The following is a 17,444-nucleotide window of genomic DNA, read 5'->3' as shown; positions in this document are numbered from 1 at the left end:
AGCCCGCTCACCACAACAAGCCCGTTCACAAGAGATTGAGCTTCAAGCAGCATCAGCCCCCACGCGCAGGCGGTCGTAGGCTTGCATTTCTTCGGCGTCCAGTGGAATTACGTAGGGTTCCACGGGTTTCTTGAAGCTGACCATCTGCCCGTCATCGCCCTTTTTCAGGTGGCAATGGCAGAACCAGTCGGCGTCATTGCGCAGCGGGTGATCGACGCGATGGTGGTAGAGGCCCCAGCGACTTTCGGCGCGGTACAACGAGGCGCGGGCGGCCATTTCGGCACAGTCACGGATCACGCTGGTTTCCATGGCGCGCATCAGTTCGTGGGGGTTATGGGCTTTCATCTGGTCGAGGTCGCGCTCGATATCGCTGAAGCGCTGCAGGCCGATTTCCATCTTGCGGGTGACCTTGGGCGGTTGCAGGTAATCGTTGACGAAGCGGCGCAGCTTGTATTCGACCTGGGCCGGGGGCAGGCCGGTTTCACGGTCCAGCGGCGCGTAGACACGGGCCTGTTCGGCGGCGACCTGCTCGGCATTCACCGCGCTGAAGTCTTTTTCCACCACATACTGGGCGGCGTTGGTGCCAGCGAACCAGCCGTAGGTAAAGGCGCCCAACATATAGTTATGCGGCACCGCCGCCATGTCCCCGGCCGAATACAGGCCCTTCACCGACGTCTCCGCGCGCTCATTCACCCACACGCCGGAGGCCGAATGCCCGCTGCAAAAACCGATTTCGGAGATGTGCATTTCCACCATGTCGCTGCGGTAATCGGTGCCGCGATTGGCATGAAACTGGCCACGGCTCGGCCGTTCATTGCTGTGCAGGATGGTCTCGATGTTCTGGATGGTTTCCTCGGCCAGGTGGTCGAGCTTGAGGAACACCGGGCCATTGCCGCTTTCAAGCTCCTGATGGAACTCCCACATCATCTGGCCGCTCCAGTAGTCGCACTCGATAAAGCGCTCGCCCTTATTGTTCGCGGTGTAGCCACCGAGCGGACCGGTAACATAGGCGCAGGCCGGGCCGTTGTAATCCTTGATCAACGGGTTGATCTGGAAGCACTCCAGATTCGCCAGTTCGGCGCCCGCGTGATAGGCCATCGCGTAGCCGTCGCCGGCATTGGTGGGGTTTTCATAGGTGCCCATCAGGTAACCCGACGACGGCAGGCCCAGCCGGCCCGCCGCGCCGCAGCACAGAATCACGGCCTTGGCCTTGATCACCTGGAAGTCGGCCGTGCGGCAGTCGAAGCCCATCACGCCGTTGACTGCCCCTTCGCTGTCGGTCAGCAAACGTGTGCACACCAAGCGGTTAGTGATGGTCACCCGCGCACGCTTGAGCTGGCGATACAGCACCTTCTTGATGTCATGCCCCTCGGGCATTGGCAGCACATAGGCGCCCATGTGATGGACCTTTTTCACCGCGTAGTCGCCGGTCTCGTCCTTTTCGAACTTGACGCCCCAGCGGTCCAGTTGCTCGATGGTCTCGAAACTGTGGGTAGCGTAGGCGTACACCGCCGCCTGATTGACGATGCCGTCATTGGCGATGGTGATTTCCTTGGTGTACTGCTCCGGCGTCGAGTGGCCGGGGATGATCGCGTTGTTCAGTCCGTCCATGCCCATGCTGATCGCACCGCTGCGCTTGACGTTGGCCTTGTCCACCAGCAACACACGCAGCGCCGGGTTGGCTTCTTTGGCCTTGATCGCCGCCATCGGCCCGGCCGTACCGCCGCCGATCACCACGATGTCGTATTCCAGCTCCAGGGTTGTGCGGCTCACGGGCGGCTTCCTCGTTCACGGTCGATGCGCAGGCGATACTGGAAGGCGTCGCCACGGTAATACAGGTGTTCAAAGTCAACCGGCTGGCCGTCGGCGGTGTGGGTCAGGCGCTCGATATGCATGATCGGCGAGCCTGGCTCTACATTCAGCGCCTGGGTCAGGTCGCTGTCGGCCAGCACGGCGTCGATGGCCACATCCGCATGCCCCAAGTGCAGGCCGCAGTCGTTTTCCAGGATCAGGAAGATGTCGCGGGTGACCAGGTCAGCCTTTTCCAGGCGCTCGCCGAGGGGTTGCGGCAGGTAGGTGATTTCCAGCGACACCGGCTCTCGGTTGATCAGGCGCACCCGCTTGATCTGCGCAACCACGGTGCCCTCCTCCACGCCCAGGCGCTCGGCCACCTGCTTGTCGGCTGGCACGAAACGAAAACTGCGCAAGCGGTTGATCACTTCGTAGCCGCGTTCGGTCATGGATTCGGCCAGGCCCTGCAAAGTGCTGACGTTCTGGTAGGCCTTGGGCTTGGACACAAACGTGCCTTTGCCATGAATCTTGTAGATCAAGCCCTCTTTTTGCAGATCGCCCAATGCCTGGCGCACGGTGATGCGGCTGACGTTGAAGCGCGTGCCCAACTCGCTTTCTGAGGGCATTTGGGTGTTGGGCGCGTATTCGCCGTCGAGAATGCGACTGCGCAACAGGTCGCGCAGTTGGGCATGCAGGGGAATACTGGACAGTGGAGAGAGGCTGGAATCGTTCATCAAGTTCACTTGTCATAACGAGTTATGACGTGATCTTAAGAAGTCTAATGGCGGCGGTGGAAATACCGTTTATGCATAAGCTTAAAGCCAACCACTCGTCGGGCTTCGGCGGCATCCGTCACAACTATCGCCCGGCATGTCACTACTAACCCCATAGCCCCTTTGCACTGCTATGGAGATTGATATGACTGACTATCCTCGCCCGCCCTTCGCCCCTCAAGCCCAAGCCGTCCCAGGTGCGCAGAAAAAAATGGACCCGTACCCCGACTGCGGCGAGAAAAGCTACAAGGGCTCCGGCCGGCTCGCCAACAAGATCGCGCTGATCACCGGGGCCGACAGCGGCATCGGCCGCGCCGTGGCGATCGCCTTTGCCCGTGAAGGCGCCGACGTGGCCATCGCTTATCTGGACGAGCATGAAGATGCCCAGGAAACCGCACGCTGGGTCGAAGAGGCTGGTCGCCAGTGCCTGTTGCTGCCCGGTGACATCGCGCAGAAAAGCGTGTGCCAGTCGTTGGTGGACAAAACCGTCGAGCAGTTCGGCCGCATCGACGTGCTGGTGAACAACGCCGCGTTCCAGATGACCCACGAGACCCTTGAGGACATCGAGGACGAGGAATGGGTGAAGACGTTCGATATCAACATCACGGCGATGTTTCGTATCTGCAAGGCGGCCTTGCCACATATGAAGGCCGGCAGTTCGATCATCAACACCAGCTCGGTCAACTCCGACATGCCCAAGCCGACGCTGCTGGCCTATGCCGCCACCAAGGGCGCGATCGCCAACTTCACCGGTGGCTTGGCGCAGTTGCTCGGTAGCAAAGGGATTCGGGTCAACAGTGTGGCACCGGGGCCGATCTGGACGCCGCTGATTGTGGCGACCATGCCGGATGAGGACGTGCAGGGCTTCGGCAGCGAAACCCCGCTGGGGCGTCCGGGCCAACCGGTGGAAGTGGCGCCGATCTATGTGCTGTTGGCCTCGGATGAAGCCAGCTACATCTCGGGCTCGCGATATGCGGTGACTGGCGGCAAGCCGATCCTCTAATCCGTGCCCCCTGTGGGAGCAGACTTGCCTGCGAAGGCGGCTGCCCTCTTACTGTAACTCTGCGATCCAAAGGTGGAGCTGGCTTGCCGGCGATTGCATCACCTCGGTACAACTGAGATACCGAGGTGGCTGTATCCCGGACAAGCCAGGCTCCCACAGGGATAGTGTTGGCCAGTACTACAGATCGAACCGGTCCACCGCCCGGCGCCGCTCATTGTCGTCGCGCACGTCATAGCTGGCGGTGGTCTGGATATTGGTGTGGTGTGCCAGTTTCTGCGCGATCGACAGGTCATGCTCCTCAATCACCCGCGTGATGAATGAGCGGCGAAAGTCATGGGGCATGATCTTTACCCCTACCTGTTCGCCACGCTGGCGGGCGATGTAGTAGATCGCATGCTTGGTGATGCGTTCACGGGTGATATGGCTGCCACGGCGGATGCGGTTGAACAGGAAACTGTCGTCCTGCTCGCCTTCCTTGAGCTGTTCGCGGCGAAACGCCAGCCACGCCTGCAGCTTGGCGAACGCCCAATCCGGCGCGTACTTGATCAACTCCTTGTTGCCCTTGCCGATCACGCGCAAGCTGCGTTCTTCGAAATTGATCTGGGCCAGGTCGAGGTTGACCGACTCCGACTTGCGCATGCCGGAACCATAGAGAATCCCAATCACCGCCGCATCGCGCAGGCCCTGCGGGCGTGGGTCGGCGGCGCAGACTTCCATCATTTCGCGGATCAAACTGCGCCGCAAGTTGCGACCCTGACTCAAGCGTGTGCCCGGCGCAGCCTTGACGGTGCGCATGCGCAACAGGTGTTCCTGGCTGATCAAGTTCATCCGCCAGGCTTCGTTCATTACGCCACGCACCGCATTGACGTACAGCGATGAGGTGTTCGGCGCATAGCCATCCTCACGCAAGGCGGCAACCAAGGCGATCACGTGTTCGGGTTGCAGCAGGTGCCAGTCGATGTCTTCAAGGTTGATGTCCTCGAAGCCCAGGCGGTCGGCCGCATCTTGCAGCACGTAGCGCATGGTCAATTGGCTGGAGGGCGCCAGACGAGTGAGGTAAAGGGTCAGCGGGTTGCGGATAGACTCAGTCAAGATACATTAGCCTTTGGCTTAAATACCCCGAGCAAGCCTTTGTTTAATCGAGGTATTTAGTGAATTGGCGAAGGCCGAGTCTAACCCAGGACCGGCCCTGGCACAAAATCACGGGGCCGTGTCGTCATCTTCGGAAGAGTCCTGCGGCTGGACCTGGGCCTGGCTCCAGTCGCTGTCTTGCTTCTGCATCAGCGCGAACCAGTGCTGGCGCATGAACGCCAGGTAGGCCTCGGGGGCCTTGGCAAAGTCCTTCTCGTCGCCGTAGCAACCGGGCAACGGCAGCTCGGTGCCCTGTTCCTTGTACTGGCTCACCAGCGCCTGCTGCCCGGCCACGCTGCAATCCTTGGGCAACGGCATGCCGCGCAAGGCGCCGGCCTCCTCGTCCCACCAGGCCGCACCGACCCGGTCGACACCGCGCAAACGATACTTCTGCGACTTGCCGACATGCATGATCAGCTTGAATTCATTGGGGCTGACATCACTGGTGCAGGTGCGCGAATAGCCCACGGTGGCCTGGGTGATACCATCGCCGGTCAGGTCGGTGACCTTGGTCGCAGCGCGGTCGAAGCGCAACGAGGCGTCGAATTCGCAGTGCTGTACATCGTCGTAGAGCATCCACACGCGTTTGGGGCGGTTGCCATCGATCAAATACTGGGCCGCGTACACAAAAGCCGACTGAGTGCCGTCGTCGTCACGCTCGCTGACCTGCTCGGCGAGCACCAGCAGGTTCTTGCCTTGCTTGTCGTCCCAGGTATAGGCGGCGATCTGCTTGCCACGCACCTCCACCCCGTCCGGTACCTGGTCGATGCTCGTGAGCGCGACCCCGTCGTCGGCTTGCACGGTGGTGATACACGCCACGCTCAACAACAAACCCATCAACACTGGCCGCAACTGGCCACGTAAAAGCTGCACGCTATTCATCCGATCACCCTGGCAAGAGACGGCTTACTTTACCGGCACTTGGGGCGCCTTGCAGAGAAGATTCTTCACTAAAATTCGAGGGTGGAGCGTAGGCGCTCAAGTTGAACCAATCGTCCTACAGCCAGTTCCTATTTCGCTTACTAACTAAAGCCGACGCGCCGTTAGTTGCTTAGCTGAACCCTAGCTGTCTACCTGTCAAATAAACGAGTTTTTCATCTGCCTTTCATATCTGTTCCACATTTTTACGCTTAATCTTAAAGACAGCACTTCATAGCAAACCGCGCTATATCGTCTAACCTCTTGATTACGCTTCATCTTTAGCGCCGTTTATTAACCTGCGGCCTGGACTTTCGCCCAATGATTGCTGCTGTTGCCACGCGCCAAGTTGCTCTAACCCCGAGGTCATGAATCTTTGAAACCCTACCCTATTCATTGCGTGTCGATCGTTATCCCGGTCTACAACGAACAAGAGAGCCTGCCTGAATTGCTGCGCCGCACCACGGCAGCCTGCAAGCAACTGGCCTACGAATACGAAATCATCCTGGTGGATGACGGTAGTCGCGACAATTCGGCCCAACTGCTGGAAGACGCCGCCGCTGAAGACGGCAGCAACGTGGTGGCGGTGATCCTCAACCGCAATTACGGCCAGCATGCGGCGATCATGGCCGGTTTCGAGCAGTGCCGGGGCGAAGTGGTGATCACCCTTGACGCCGACCTGCAGAACCCGCCCGAAGAAATTCCGCGCCTGGTCGAGCAAGCCGCCCTCGGCTACGACGTGGTGGCCACCGTGCGCAACAATCGCCAGGACTCGGCCTTCCGCCGCTGGCCTTCGCGCCTGATCAACCTGGCCGTGCAGCGCTCCACCGGCGTGGCCATGACCGATTATGGCTGCATGCTGCGCGCCTACCGCCGCACCATCGTCGATGCGATGCTGGCCTGCCGCGAGCGCAGCACCTTTATCCCGATCCTGGCCAACGGCTTTGCCCGCCACACCACCGAGATCCTGGTGCACCACGCCGAGCGTGAACACGGCGAATCCAAATACAGCGCCATGCGCCTGATCAGCCTGATGTTCGACTTGCTGACCTGCATGACCACCACCCCGCTGCGCCTGCTCTCCATCGTCGGCTTTAGCCTGGCGGCGCTGGGCATGCTGTTTGCCCTGGCGTTGATCGTCATGCGCCTGGCCTTTGGTGCCGACTGGGCCGGCGACGGCTTGTTCGTGCTGTTCGCGGTGCTGTTCGTGTTCACCGGCGGCCAGTTCATCGGCATGGGCCTTTTGGGTGAATACCTGGGCCGCATGTACAGCGACGTGCGCGCCCGCCCACGCTTCTTTATCGAAAAAGTGCTGCGCAACCAACCGGCAGCACCGGCTCCCGTGGTCGTCGTCGACGGCCTGGTGTCTTCCCATACCTCTACTTCTTCTGCTGATCAGGTCCAATCATGAGTTCAAAAGCTGTTGTATTCGCGTACCACGACATTGGTTGTGCAGGCATTGAAGCGCTGCTCAACACCGGTTACGAAATTGCTGCTGTGTTCACCCATGCCGACGACCCGAAGGAAAACAATTTCTATGGTTCCGTTGCCCAACTGTGCGCACGTAACGGCATCCCCGTGCACGCGCCGGAAGACGCCAACCACCCGCTGTGGATCGAGCGCATCGCCAAGCTGAACCCTGACTACATTTTCTCGTTCTACTACCGCAACCTGCTGAGCGAGCCCCTGTTGGCCACTGCGCGCAAAGGCGCGTTCAACCTGCATGGCTCGCTGCTGCCGAAATACCGTGGCCGTGCCCCGGCCAACTGGGTACTGGTCAACGGCGAAACCGAAACCGGCGTGACCCTGCACCGCATGGTCAAGCGTGCCGATGCCGGCGCGATCCTGGCCCAGCAGAAAGTCATCATCGAGCGCAACGACACCGGCCTGACCCTGCACGCCAAACTACGCGACGCCGCCAGCAACCTGCTGCGCGACGCCCTGCCGCAACTGGCCCAAGGCAAGCTGGCTGAAACTGCCCAGGACGAAAGCCAGGCCACCTACTTTGGTCGCCGCACCGCTGCCGATGGCAAGCTGGAATGGAAGAAACCGGCTGAAGAACTGTTCAACCTGGTCCGCGCCGTCACACAACCGTACCCGGGTGCCTTCTGCGCCGTGGGTGAGCACAAGCTGATCGTGTGGCAAGCCGAAGTGGTCAAGGGCAACGAAGGCCTGGCGCCAGGCCGCGTGATCAGCGTCAACCCGCTGCGCATTGCTTGCGGTGAAGACTCCCTGGTGGTCAAGTTCGGCCAGCGCAACGACAACGGTCTGTATCTGGCCGGTCCTTCCCTGGCCAACGAATTGGGCCTGGTCGACGGTTCCGTGCTGCGCGGCGCCGAGTCCGGCCGCAAGCCACGCCGTACCCGCGTGCTGATCCTGGGTGTGAACGGTTTTATCGGTAACCACCTGTCCGAGCGCCTGCTGCGTGACGACCGCTACGAAGTCTATGGCCTGGACATCGGCTCCGATGCCATCGAGCGCCTGCGCAGCCACCCGAACTTCCATTACGTGGAAGGTGACATCAGCATCCACACCGAGTGGATCGAGTACCACATCAAGAAATGCGACGTGGTCTTGCCGCTGGTGGCCATTGCCACGCCGATCGAATACACCCGTAACCCGCTGCGCGTGTTCGAGCTGGACTTCGAAGAAAACCTCAAGCTGGTGCGCTACTGCGTCAAGTACAACAAGCGCGTGATTTTCCCGTCGACCTCCGAAGTCTATGGCATGTGCCAGGACCAGTACTTCGATGAAGACACCTCCAACCTGGTGGTCGGCCCGGTCAACAAGCAGCGCTGGATCTACTCGGTTTCCAAGCAACTGCTGGACCGCGTGATCTGGGCCTACGGCGCCAAAGGCCTGAACTTCACCCTGTTCCGTCCGTTCAACTGGATGGGCCCGCGCCTCGACCGCCTGGACTCCGCGCGTATCGGCAGCTCCCGCGCCATCACCCAGTTGATCCTGAACCTGGTGGAAGGCACGCCGATCCGCCTGTTCGACGGTGGCGAGCAGAAGCGTTGCTTCACCGACATCGCCGACGGTATCGAAGCCCTGGCGCGCATCATTGATAACGACAACGACGCGTGCAACGGCCAGATCATCAACATCGGCAACCCGGAAAACGAAGCCAGCATCCGTCAGTTGGGCGAAGAATTGCTGCGTCAGTTCGAAGCTCACCCGCTGCGTGGCAACTTCCCGCCGTTCGCTGGTTTCCGCGATGTAGAAAGCAAGGCGTTCTACGGCACTGGTTACCAGGATGTGGCCCACCGCAAGCCAAGCATCGAAAACGCCAAGCGCCTGCTGAATTGGGAGCCGACCGTTGAAATGAGCGAAACCATCGGCAACACGCTGGATTTCTTCCTGCGTGAAGCCATGCTTGAAATAGCGGACAAAAAGTAATGCAGGCAGGCTTGCGAATCGACGTCGACACCTACCGAGGCACCCGTGAAGGTGTGCCACGGTTGCTCGAATCCCTGGATGAAGCCGGGGTAAAAGCGACGTTCTTCTTCAGTGTCGGGCCGGACAACATGGGGCGCCACTTATGGCGCCTCATCCGCCCGCAGTTCCTGTGGAAGATGCTGCGTTCCAACGCCGTCGGGCTGTATGGCCTGGACATCTTGCTGGCCGGCACCGCCTGGCCGGGCAAGCCGATCGGCCGTGACCTAGGGCATTTGATGCGCCAGGCCAAGGCCGCCGGGCATGAAGTGGGCCTGCATGCGTGGGACCACCACGGCTGGCAGGCCAACACCGGGCGTTGGAGCGAAGCACAGCTGGTCGAACAGATCCGCCGTGGCGTCGACACCTTGAACGACATTCTCGGCGAGCGCATCGACTGTTCGGCCGCCGCCGGTTGGCGTGCCGACGAGCGCGTGGTGCAAGCCAAGCAAGGCTTCAATTTCCGCTACAACAGTGATTGCCGGGGCACCAGCCTGTTTCGTCCAACCTTGGCCGATGGCAGCGCGGGCACCCCACAAATTCCGGTGGACCTGCCTACCTTCGACGAAGTCGTCGGGCCGGTGGTGGCTGCCAAAGACTTCAATACGTTCATCCTCGACCGCTTTGCCGCGTCGAAGCTCAACGTCTATACGATCCACGCAGAAGTAGAAGGGATTCTGATGGCCAATGATTTCCGCCAGTTGCTCGCCCAGGCAGGGCAGCGCGGCATCGACTTCAAACCGCTGGGTGACTTGTTGCCGGCGGACCTGACTACCCTGCCCCAGCAACAACTGGTGCGCGGCGTCTTGCCCGGCCGTGAGGGTTGGCTCGGAGTGCAACAGGCATGATCCGCCGTTGGGCCCTGCCCCTGCTCCTGTTGGCATTTGGCGTGTTTTACCTGCTACCGCTGGCTACCCATGGCCTGTGGATTCCGGATGAAACCCGTTATGCGCAGATCAGCCAGGAAATGCTGCTGACCGGCAAATGGGCGTCGCCGCACTTCATGGGCATCCGCTATTTCGAGAAACCGGCGGCGGGCTATTGGATGATCGCGCTGGGCCAGGCGATCTTCGGACAGAACCTGTTCGGCGTGCGCTTTGCGTCGGCGTTGAGCACTGGATTGAGCATCCTGTTGGTGTACCTGGTGTCGCGTCGGTTGTGGAACGACCCGCAGAAGAGCCTGATCAGCACCGTGCTGTACATGAGTTTTGTCAGCGTGGCGGCCCTGGGCGGTTATGCCAACCTCGATCCGCAGTTCACGTTCTGGGTGAATCTGACCGGTGTGGCCTTGTGGTTTTGCTTCGACAGCACCACCCGCAATGGGCGGCTCGGTGCTTGGGCGCTGCTGGGGTTTGCCTGTGGCATGGGCTTCATGACCAAGGGTTTCCTCGCCTGGTTACTTCCCGTGTTGATCGCCCTGCCCTATGCGATCTGGCAAAAGCGTTTTCGTCAGCTGTTGGGTTACGGCCTGGTGGCGGTGGTGGCGGCGATTGTCGTCAGCCTGCCGTGGGCGCTGGCCGTGCACCTGCAAGAGCCCGACTACTGGAACTTCTTCTTCTGGCACGAACATATCCAGCGCTTTGCCGGCGACGATGCCCAGCACGCCGAGCCGTTCTGGTATTACCTGCCGCTGCTGGTTGCGTTCTGCCTGCCGTGGGTGGCGTTGTTGCCGTCCACGCTCAAACAGGCCTGGCAGGACAAACGCAGCGCACAAACCGGCTTTGTATTGCTGTGGTTGCTGATGCCCCTGGCGTTCTTCAGCCTGGCCAAGGGCAAGTTGCCCTCCTATATCATGCCGTGCCTGCTGCCGTTGGCGTTGCTGATGGGCAGCACCCTGGCCGACAAGCTGGCCCAGGGTCGTTACCGCGCATTGCGTATCAACGGCTGGCTGAACCTGATCATCGGCGTGGTGATGCTGCTGGCGCTGAGCTGGTTCCAACTGAAAAAACCGGTGTATGAACACGGTCAGGAAACACTCAGCCTGGTACTGGTGTTCACATTCCTGTTCGGCTGGATCCTGGTCAACCTGCTGCAGGCCGCACAGCCGCTTCGCTTGTGGGCGATGCCAGTGCTTGGCAGTTGGCTGATGGTCGCCCTGTTGCCAGCCGCGCTGCCGCACTCTGTGGTTTACAACAAGACCCCCGACCAATTCATCATCGATCACCTGCAGGAACTGCAACCGGCCACTGCACTGTTGAGCAATGACCTCGGCGCCGCTTCGGCCTTGTCGTGGCGCCTGGCACGGCCGGACGTGACGCTCTACAACACCGTCGGTGAAGTCAAATACGGCCTTGCCTACCCGGATGCCGGGCATCACAAGGTGGATATGCCTCAGGTTCAGCAGTGGATGAGCGATGCGCGTAAAAAAGGCACTGTCGGTGTGGTGATGCGCGTCAAAGGTGACGATGAGCGAGCCGAAATCGCTTTGTTGCCCAGCGACGGCCAGCGCTATGAGCAAGGCAACATCGTGATCCTGATCTTCCCGCAGGTGACGCCTTGATCACCCTGCTGCTGTTATTGGCTGCCTGCTTGCTGACCTGCATGGGCCAGGTGTCGCAGAAATTCGCCGTGGAAAGTTGGCGCGACCTGCCCGAAGGCTGGGCGCTGAAACTGCGTTCGCCGTGGTTATGGTCGGCGCTGATGTGCCTGGGCCTCGGCCTGCTGGTGTGGCTGCTGGTGTTGCAGCGCCTGGAAGTGGGCATTGCCTACCCCATGCTCAGCCTGAACTTCGTGCTGGTCACGCTGGTGGCGCGGTTTGTCTTTCATGAGCCCATCGACAGCCGTCATTGGCTGGGCGTGGCGCTGGTAATCGGTGGTGTCGTGTTGTTGGGGCGCCACGTATGAGCCGGGTTCAAGGGTTTGCCTTGGCCCTGGGCAGTGTCGGCCTGGTCAGTGCCGCCCAACTGGGCATGCGCTGGAGCATGACGCGCTTGCCGCTGCCCAGCGAATGGCTCAGTGCGCAAATCAATCTTGGCGCTCTCGGCGTGGTAAGCCTGGCGATCCTGGCCTACGCGCTGTCGATGCTCTGCTGGTTGGGCGCGCTCAAGCACCTGCCGCTGGGCCGCGCCTACTCGCTGTTGAGCATCAGCTACGCCTTGGTGTACCTGCTGGCTGCCAGCCTGCCGGTGTTCAACGAACATTTTTCCGTTTCAAAAACCCTGGGGGTGGCGCTTGTCATCCTCGGTGTGCTGGTTATCAACTCTCGTCGTGCTAGCGCTACAAGTCCCAGGAATGCCCCATGAAAATCAGTGTATTTGGTAGTGGTTACGTCGGTCTGGTGCAGGCCACCGTATTGGCCGAAGTCGGTCACGATGTCATCTGCATGGACGTTGACAAAAACAAGGTCGAGTCTTTGCAGAAAGGCCATGTGACGATCTTCGAGCCGGGGCTGGCAGCGATGGTCAAGGAAAACCTGGAAAGCGGGCGACTGCACTTTACCCATGACGAGAAACTCGCGGTCGAACACGGCGAAGTGCTGTTTATCGCCGTGGGTACGCCTTCGGATGAAGACGGCTCGGCTGACCTGAAGTACGTGCTGTCGGTGGGCGATGCGGTCGCTCGTCATCGCAAGGAACCGGTGATCCTGGTGGAAAAATCCACTGTGCCCGTCGGCACTGGCGATACCCTGCGCGCGCATATCGAAAAAGCCCTTCACCTGGCTGGCCGGCACCTGGAGTTCGATATCGTGTCCAACCCGGAATTCCTCAAGGAAGGTTCAGCCGTGGCCGACTGCCGCCGCCCCGATCGCATCATCATCGGCTGCGAGCGTGAAGAAGTACGCGAGGTCATGCGCGACCTGTACGCCCCGTTCAACCGCAACCATGACCGCATCATCTTCATGGACCTGCGCAGCGCCGAGCTGACCAAATACGCCGCCAACTGCATGTTGGCGACCAAGATCAGCTTCATCAACCAGATCGCCGAGTTGGCCGAGCACCTGGGCGCGGACATCGAAGCCGTACGCCTTGGTATCGGCGCCGACTCACGCATCGGTTACCACTTCATCTACCCCGGCTGCGGTTATGGCGGTTCGTGCTTCCCCAAGGACATGCGTGCCCTGATCCACAGCGCCAAGCAGGCCAACTGCTCCAGCGACCTGTTGGAAGCGGTGGAAGCCATCAATCAGCGCCAGAAGAGCAAGCTGTTCGAACGCATCAATGCGTTCTTCAAGGGCAACCTGCGCGGCAAAACCTTTGCCCTGTGGGGCCTGGCGTTCAAGCCGAACACCGATGACATGCGTGATGCGCCCAGCCGTGTGCTGATGGAAGCCTTGTGGGCCGCCGGCGCCAACGTGCGCGCGTTCGACCCCGAAGCCATGCAGGAAACCCAGCGCATCTACGGCGATGATCCACGGTTGATGCTGATGGGCACCCCGGAATCCACCCTCGGTGGCGCCGATGCGCTGATTGTCTGCACCGAATGGCAGCAGTTCAAGGCGCCGGACTTCGACTTGATCCACCAACGCCTGAAAACCCCGGTAATCTTCGACGGCCGCAACCTCTACGACGGCGAGCGCCTGGCGCGCAAAGGCTTCCAGTACTACCCGATCGGCCGTGGCGACTCCTGCCAGTTGCCGATTCCGCAGCAACAATGGTTGCCGCAGGTTGTGGAAGCCTGATACGTGAACAAAGCTCAACCGTCCCTGTTAAATCCAACGGTCCGCCGCCAATCCCTCGGTTTGGGATTGCTGGCGTTGTTGCTATTCATAGCCGGCAGTTGGCACCAGGCAATCATCGGCTTCGACTCCCGCTTCGTGCTGTTTGCCCAGGAAATGTTGCGCCATGGGCCTGGTTTCTTCCCAACCACCTACGGCCAGCCTTATGCGGATTACCTGGCCACGTCGACGTTGATGACGTGGCTGGTGTCGTTGCCGTTTGGCGAGGTCACCCGCTTTACTGCCTGGCTGCCTACGGCCGTTGCCTCGGCGTCGATTGTCACCCTGGTGTATCGCCTGACGGCACCCTACTCCCAGCGCTGGGGTCTATTGAGCATCGCAATGCTGTTGCTAAGCAGCAGTTTTATCAGCGAAACCCGTGCGGTGTCCCTCGACCAGATGTTGGCGGCGATCGCCCTGGCGGTGTTCTACCTGGGGTATGCACACGACCACTTCGGTGCAGGTAAACGCCTGCATTGGTTGTACCTGCTGCTGATTCTCGGCTTTGCGGTACGTGGGCCGATCGGGCTGGTCATTCCCACTGGCGTGCTGTGCAGCTATTACCTGATCAACCGCCAATGGCGGCAACTGTTCAGCTTTGGTTTGATCGCGTTGGCATTGCTGGTGGCGTGCGTCGGCTTGTTATTGCTGATGGCTAAACTGAGCGGCGGCGAGCGTTTCATGCAGGACGTAATCCGCATGCAGTTCCTCGGGCGCATGGATGGCAGCGAAGGCTCCAGCGGCGTGCTGTATTACTTCACGAGCTCCCTGGGCAACTATGCCCTGGCGTATCCGATGGCTGTGCTGGTGCTGTTGGCTATGGTGATCAGTGGGCGCCGGGTGCCGGGACCGGCATTGCAGTTGGTGTGGTACTGCGCCGCCGCGGGTCTGCTGGTGATGCTCGGCTTGTCGATTCCCCAGGCGAAAAAAGCGCGGTATGTACTGCCAATGCTGCCCATGGCGGCGATAATTGCCGCGTATCCGTTCCAGGTGGCACATGGGCGGCTGTTTGCCGGGTTGCGTGGGTTGATGCTCGGTATCTGGACGTTGTTGCCGACGCTGTTGATAGCCGGGTTGCTCTTCGCGCGGCCGCGCTACCCGGAACAATTGAGCCATTTGGGCTGGGTGTTCGGTGTGCTTGGCGGGCTGCAGCTAGTGGCGTTGCTGGCGCTGTTCAAAACTCAATTGCGCACGGTCGGACCGGCTTTTGCAGGCGTACTGGCGGTATGGGCCACTTATATCCTGGTGGTCGAACCGCTGGAACGCAGTGTCTATGACACCCGTACCTTTACCTTGCAAGTGCATGAGCACGTCATGCAGCAAAAGGCACCGGTGGTGTTGCACGGCCTGGGCAAAGACGCCAAGGCGATCAAATACATGGTCAACCTCGACTGCGACCAAGTGCCGATGTTTACCCAGCTGGAAGCCGAGCTGAAGCCAATCCAGGGGCCAGCCTGGTTGGTGATGAGTCAAGCGGATTACGAAGGCTTGCAGGACCCGCGCTTTCGCACCCTTACCCCGACCCTGGTCGGTGAGTTTGACCGCAACCCTTACGTACTGCTGCACTTGGCCAAAGCGCCGCAACCTTGACCACTGCACCGGCAGTGCCGGCATTCAATTCATTATTTTTGCACTCAACCTGCATCAATATGCATTGGCGCCATCCTTCCTAGGTCGGCACACTGCATGAGTTCCTTCCCCCAAATGTTGGAACTTTCAAAGGGCTTTTCCGGGCAACCAGACAAGCCTTTTTTTTGCCCGCTGTTTATGGATCCCCTTTCAATGCTCGCTCGCTGGTTCCCCGCTGCTATCAATACCCGCCCCACTGAATGGAGCCGCGCCGCCATCGGCATGGCCTTGGGCACCCTGCTCAGTGTCTGGTTGTGTTCCCAAGTATTTGGCATGGAGGTGGCGTTGCACCTGCTCGGCCCCCTCGGCGCTTCGGCGGTGCTGTTGTTCGCCGTGTCGTCCGGTGCATTGGCGCAACCTTGGTCGATCATCGGCAGCTATCTGTGTGCGGGTGTGGTTGCGCTGCTGGTAGCTCGTGTCTTGGGTCCCTCCCTGGGCGGCGCCTGCCTGGCAGCGGGCATGACGGTGGTGCTGATGTGCTGGCTGCGTTGCCTGCACCCCCCGGCCGGTGGATTGGCCATGACGCTGGTTTTGGCCGACCCTGCCTCCGCCGCTCTGGGTTGGTATGAATTGGGCGCCGTGTTGCTCGGCGCCAGCGCCTTGCTGGCCTGCGCACTGGCTTACAACAACGCGACGCGCACGCGTTATCCCAAAGGCGCTGCCGAATTCCCGCCGGCTATTCTCAATCGTCCGCAGGCCGGACGAGACCCTGCAATCACTGCCGCCGACTTGAAGCTGGCGCTGGCTGAAATGGAGCAATTCTACGACGTGGAGCCTACGGAGCTGGAACAATTGATCCACGCCGCAGAAACCCACGCGCGCCGCCGCAGCATCGCTGAAGTACTGGCCAGCCGGGTGCCTTGAAGCCATCGTCCACTCCCTGCATAAATGCAAAAACAACCTGCATGATTCATGGTTGTACTGGGCAAATTTGCACTGGTACGATCGCGAGATGGTTCGTCCGCGAACATCTTGATAAAGAACAATAAAAGCAGGGAGTTATCGATGACTGCTCAGGTTTCATCCGAGGCAAGCCACGCAGAAACACTTCAGGACGAAGTCCTCGCCGAGGTCCGTAACCACATCGGCCACCTCACCCTCAACCGCCCCGCCGGCTTGAACGCTATTACCTTGAACATGGTGCGCAGCCTGACGTCCCAACTGCAGGCCTGGGCCGATGACCCACAGGTGTACGCCGTGGTCTTGCGCGGCGCCGGTGAAAAAGCCTTCTGCGCCGGCGGCGATATCCGTTCGCTGTACGACAGTTTCAAGAACGGCGATAGCCTGCACCAGGACTTCTTCGTCGAGGAGTACGCACTGGACCTGGCCATCCACCATTACCGCAAACCGGTACTGGCACTCATGGATGGGTTTGTCCTGGGCGGTGGCATGGGCCTGGTGCAAGGCGCCGACTTGCGCGTGGTCACCGAGCGCAGCCGCCTGGCGATGCCGGAAGTGGCCATCGGCTATTTCCCTGACGTGGGCGGCAGCTACTTCCTGCCGCGTATTCCGGGTGAGCTGGGGATTTACCTGGGCGTCACCGGGGTGCAGATCCGCGCAGCCGACGCGCTCTACTGCGGGCTGGCGGACTGGTACCTTGAAAGCAACAAGCTGGCCGACCTGGACCAGAAGCTTGATCGCCTGCAATGGCAAGACTCGCCGCTCAAGGATCTGCAAGGCGTGCTCGCCAAGCTGGCCGTGCAGCAACTGCCCGACGCGCCACTGGCTGCCTTGCGTCCCGCTATCGACCACTTCTTTGCGCTGCCGGATGTGCCGAGCATTGTCGAGCAACTGCAACAGGTCACCGTGGCTGACAGCCACGAATGGGCGCTGACCACCGCCAACCTGATGCAGACCCGCTCCCCCCTGGCCATGGCCGTTACCCTTGAAATGCTACGTCGCGGCCGCCGCCTGCCTTTGGAGCAGTGTTTTGCCCTGGAATTGCACTTGGACCGCCAATGGTTCGAACGTGGCGATCTGATTGAGGGCGTGCGTGCGCTGATCATCGACAAGGACAAGGCCCCGCGCTGGAACCCACCCACCCTGCATGGGCTTTCCCTTAGTCATGTAGAAAGCTTCTTTCAACACTTCGAGCAGGTTGCGAACTAAG

General features: G+C 60.5%; 15 protein-coding genes. 11 read left to right on the top strand and 4 right to left on the bottom strand.

All coding sequences use genetic code 11. From position 1 onward, the window contains the following. Nucleotides 1-42 precede the first annotated feature (42 nt). Nucleotides 43-1,773, bottom strand: a complete 1,731-nt coding sequence (locus tag ACP7C6_RS05970) for a fumarate reductase/succinate dehydrogenase flavoprotein subunit (protein WP_122685052.1) — start codon at nucleotides 1,771-1,773, stop codon at nucleotides 43-45. Further along, on the bottom strand, nucleotides 1,770-2,525 hold the full coding sequence (locus ACP7C6_RS05965) for a GntR family transcriptional regulator (RefSeq protein ID WP_028616164.1): 756 nt from the start codon (nucleotides 2,523-2,525) through the stop codon (nucleotides 1,770-1,772). Before ACP7C6_RS05965 ends, ACP7C6_RS05970 begins: the two co-directional genes overlap by 4 nt. A gap of 184 nt (nucleotides 2,526-2,709) precedes the next feature. Here ACP7C6_RS05965 and ACP7C6_RS05960 point away from each other — a divergent pair, with 184 nt between their 5' ends. After that, nucleotides 2,710-3,567, top strand: coding sequence for an SDR family oxidoreductase (locus tag ACP7C6_RS05960; RefSeq protein ID WP_028616165.1), 858 nt, complete (start codon nucleotides 2,710-2,712; stop codon nucleotides 3,565-3,567). A 177-nt stretch (nucleotides 3,568-3,744) separates the two neighbouring features. On the opposite strand, the gene ACP7C6_RS05955 is transcribed toward ACP7C6_RS05960, so the two are convergent. Both ACP7C6_RS05955 and ACP7C6_RS05950 read right to left on the bottom strand, forming a co-directional pair. After that, the gene (locus tag ACP7C6_RS05955; RefSeq protein ID WP_016975660.1) at nucleotides 3,745-4,659 is read right to left on the bottom strand and encodes a site-specific integrase; all 915 of its coding nucleotides are present in this window, start codon (nucleotides 4,657-4,659) and stop codon (nucleotides 3,745-3,747) included. Nucleotides 4,660-4,767: 108 nt separating this feature from the next. After that, on the bottom strand, nucleotides 4,768-5,580 hold the full coding sequence (locus ACP7C6_RS05950; RefSeq protein WP_068933144.1) for a M949_RS01915 family surface polysaccharide biosynthesis protein: 813 nt from the start codon (nucleotides 5,578-5,580) through the stop codon (nucleotides 4,768-4,770). Between the two features lie 412 nt (nucleotides 5,581-5,992). Between ACP7C6_RS05950 and arnC the strand changes: the two genes are divergently transcribed. From arnC to ACP7C6_RS05900, 10 genes are all read left to right on the top strand, one after another. Further along, nucleotides 5,993-7,027: an undecaprenyl-phosphate 4-deoxy-4-formamido-L-arabinose transferase gene (gene arnC, locus ACP7C6_RS05945; protein ID WP_068933143.1), complete on the top strand. Its 1,035-nt coding sequence runs from the start codon at nucleotides 5,993-5,995 to the stop codon at nucleotides 7,025-7,027. Then, complete coding sequence (arnA, locus tag ACP7C6_RS05940; RefSeq protein WP_236321567.1) at nucleotides 7,024-9,015, top strand: bifunctional UDP-4-amino-4-deoxy-L-arabinose formyltransferase/UDP-glucuronic acid oxidase ArnA; 1,992 nt, start codon at nucleotides 7,024-7,026, stop codon at nucleotides 9,013-9,015. Before arnC ends, arnA begins: the two co-directional genes overlap by 4 nt. Then, a complete protein-coding gene (arnD, locus tag ACP7C6_RS05935; RefSeq protein ID WP_068933140.1) occupies nucleotides 9,015-9,899 on the top strand; it encodes a 4-deoxy-4-formamido-L-arabinose-phosphoundecaprenol deformylase in 885 nt (294 codons plus the stop codon). Before arnA ends, arnD begins: the two co-directional genes overlap by 1 nt. Continuing rightward, nucleotides 9,896-11,551 (top strand): lipid IV(A) 4-amino-4-deoxy-L-arabinosyltransferase, encoded by a 1,656-nt coding sequence (gene arnT, locus ACP7C6_RS05930; protein ID WP_426108410.1) that lies wholly within the window; start codon nucleotides 9,896-9,898, stop codon nucleotides 11,549-11,551. The genes arnD and arnT overlap by 4 nt, the downstream gene beginning before the upstream one ends. Beyond that, the gene (gene arnE, locus ACP7C6_RS05925; protein ID WP_028616171.1) at nucleotides 11,548-11,895 is read left to right on the top strand and encodes a 4-amino-4-deoxy-L-arabinose-phosphoundecaprenol flippase subunit ArnE; all 348 of its coding nucleotides are present in this window, start codon (nucleotides 11,548-11,550) and stop codon (nucleotides 11,893-11,895) included. Before arnT ends, arnE begins: the two co-directional genes overlap by 4 nt. Further along, the gene (gene arnF / locus ACP7C6_RS05920) at nucleotides 11,892-12,293 is read left to right on the top strand and encodes a 4-amino-4-deoxy-L-arabinose-phosphoundecaprenol flippase subunit ArnF (protein ID WP_308908865.1); all 402 of its coding nucleotides are present in this window, start codon (nucleotides 11,892-11,894) and stop codon (nucleotides 12,291-12,293) included. Before arnE ends, arnF begins: the two co-directional genes overlap by 4 nt. Continuing rightward, the gene (locus ACP7C6_RS05915; protein ID WP_028616173.1) at nucleotides 12,290-13,669 is read left to right on the top strand and encodes a UDP-glucose dehydrogenase family protein; all 1,380 of its coding nucleotides are present in this window, start codon (nucleotides 12,290-12,292) and stop codon (nucleotides 13,667-13,669) included. The genes arnF and ACP7C6_RS05915 overlap by 4 nt, the downstream gene beginning before the upstream one ends. 3 nt (nucleotides 13,670-13,672) lie before the next feature. Then, nucleotides 13,673-15,295 carry an ArnT family glycosyltransferase gene (locus ACP7C6_RS05910; protein WP_426108409.1) on the top strand — a complete coding sequence of 541 codons (1,623 nt, stop codon included), beginning with the start codon at nucleotides 13,673-13,675 and terminating at the stop codon, nucleotides 15,293-15,295. Between the two features lie 192 nt (nucleotides 15,296-15,487). After that, entirely contained in the window at nucleotides 15,488-16,198 is a 711-nt protein-coding gene (locus ACP7C6_RS05905) for an HPP family protein (protein ID WP_323623640.1), read from the top strand. A gap of 141 nt (nucleotides 16,199-16,339) precedes the next feature. Continuing rightward, complete coding sequence (locus ACP7C6_RS05900; protein WP_308907439.1) at nucleotides 16,340-17,443, top strand: enoyl-CoA hydratase/isomerase family protein; 1,104 nt, start codon at nucleotides 16,340-16,342, stop codon at nucleotides 17,441-17,443. Nucleotide 17,444 lies beyond the last annotated feature (1 nt).

Origin of the sequence: Pseudomonas sp. TWR1-1-4, assembly GCF_049897165.1 — a bacterium.
In the GTDB taxonomy this organism is placed as follows: domain Bacteria; phylum Pseudomonadota; class Gammaproteobacteria; order Pseudomonadales; family Pseudomonadaceae; genus Aquipseudomonas; species Aquipseudomonas canadensis.
This window is presented reverse-complemented; position numbering and strand designations above follow the sequence as displayed.

Excerpts from the sequence above, each read along its gene's own strand:
- arnD (WP_068933140.1), top strand. The coding sequence starts at position 9,015 with ATGCAGGCAGGCTTGCGAATCGACGTCGACACCTACCGAGGCACCCGT.
- ACP7C6_RS05900 (WP_308907439.1), top strand. The coding sequence starts at position 16,340 with ATGACTGCTCAGGTTTCATCCGAGGCAAGCCACGCAGAAACACTTCAG.
- ACP7C6_RS05915 (WP_028616173.1), top strand. The coding sequence starts at position 12,290 with ATGAAAATCAGTGTATTTGGTAGTGGTTACGTCGGTCTGGTGCAGGCC.
- arnF (WP_308908865.1), top strand. The coding sequence starts at position 11,892 with ATGAGCCGGGTTCAAGGGTTTGCCTTGGCCCTGGGCAGTGTCGGCCTG.
- arnA (WP_236321567.1), top strand. The coding sequence starts at position 7,024 with ATGAGTTCAAAAGCTGTTGTATTCGCGTACCACGACATTGGTTGTGCA.
- ACP7C6_RS05960 (WP_028616165.1), top strand. The coding sequence starts at position 2,710 with ATGACTGACTATCCTCGCCCGCCCTTCGCCCCTCAAGCCCAAGCCGTC.
- ACP7C6_RS05905 (WP_323623640.1), top strand. The coding sequence starts at position 15,488 with ATGCTCGCTCGCTGGTTCCCCGCTGCTATCAATACCCGCCCCACTGAA.
- ACP7C6_RS05950 (WP_068933144.1), bottom strand. The coding sequence starts at position 5,580 with ATGAATAGCGTGCAGCTTTTACGTGGCCAGTTGCGGCCAGTGTTGATG.
- ACP7C6_RS05965 (WP_028616164.1), bottom strand. The coding sequence starts at position 2,525 with ATGAACGATTCCAGCCTCTCTCCACTGTCCAGTATTCCCCTGCATGCC.
- arnT (WP_426108410.1), top strand. The coding sequence starts at position 9,896 with ATGATCCGCCGTTGGGCCCTGCCCCTGCTCCTGTTGGCATTTGGCGTG.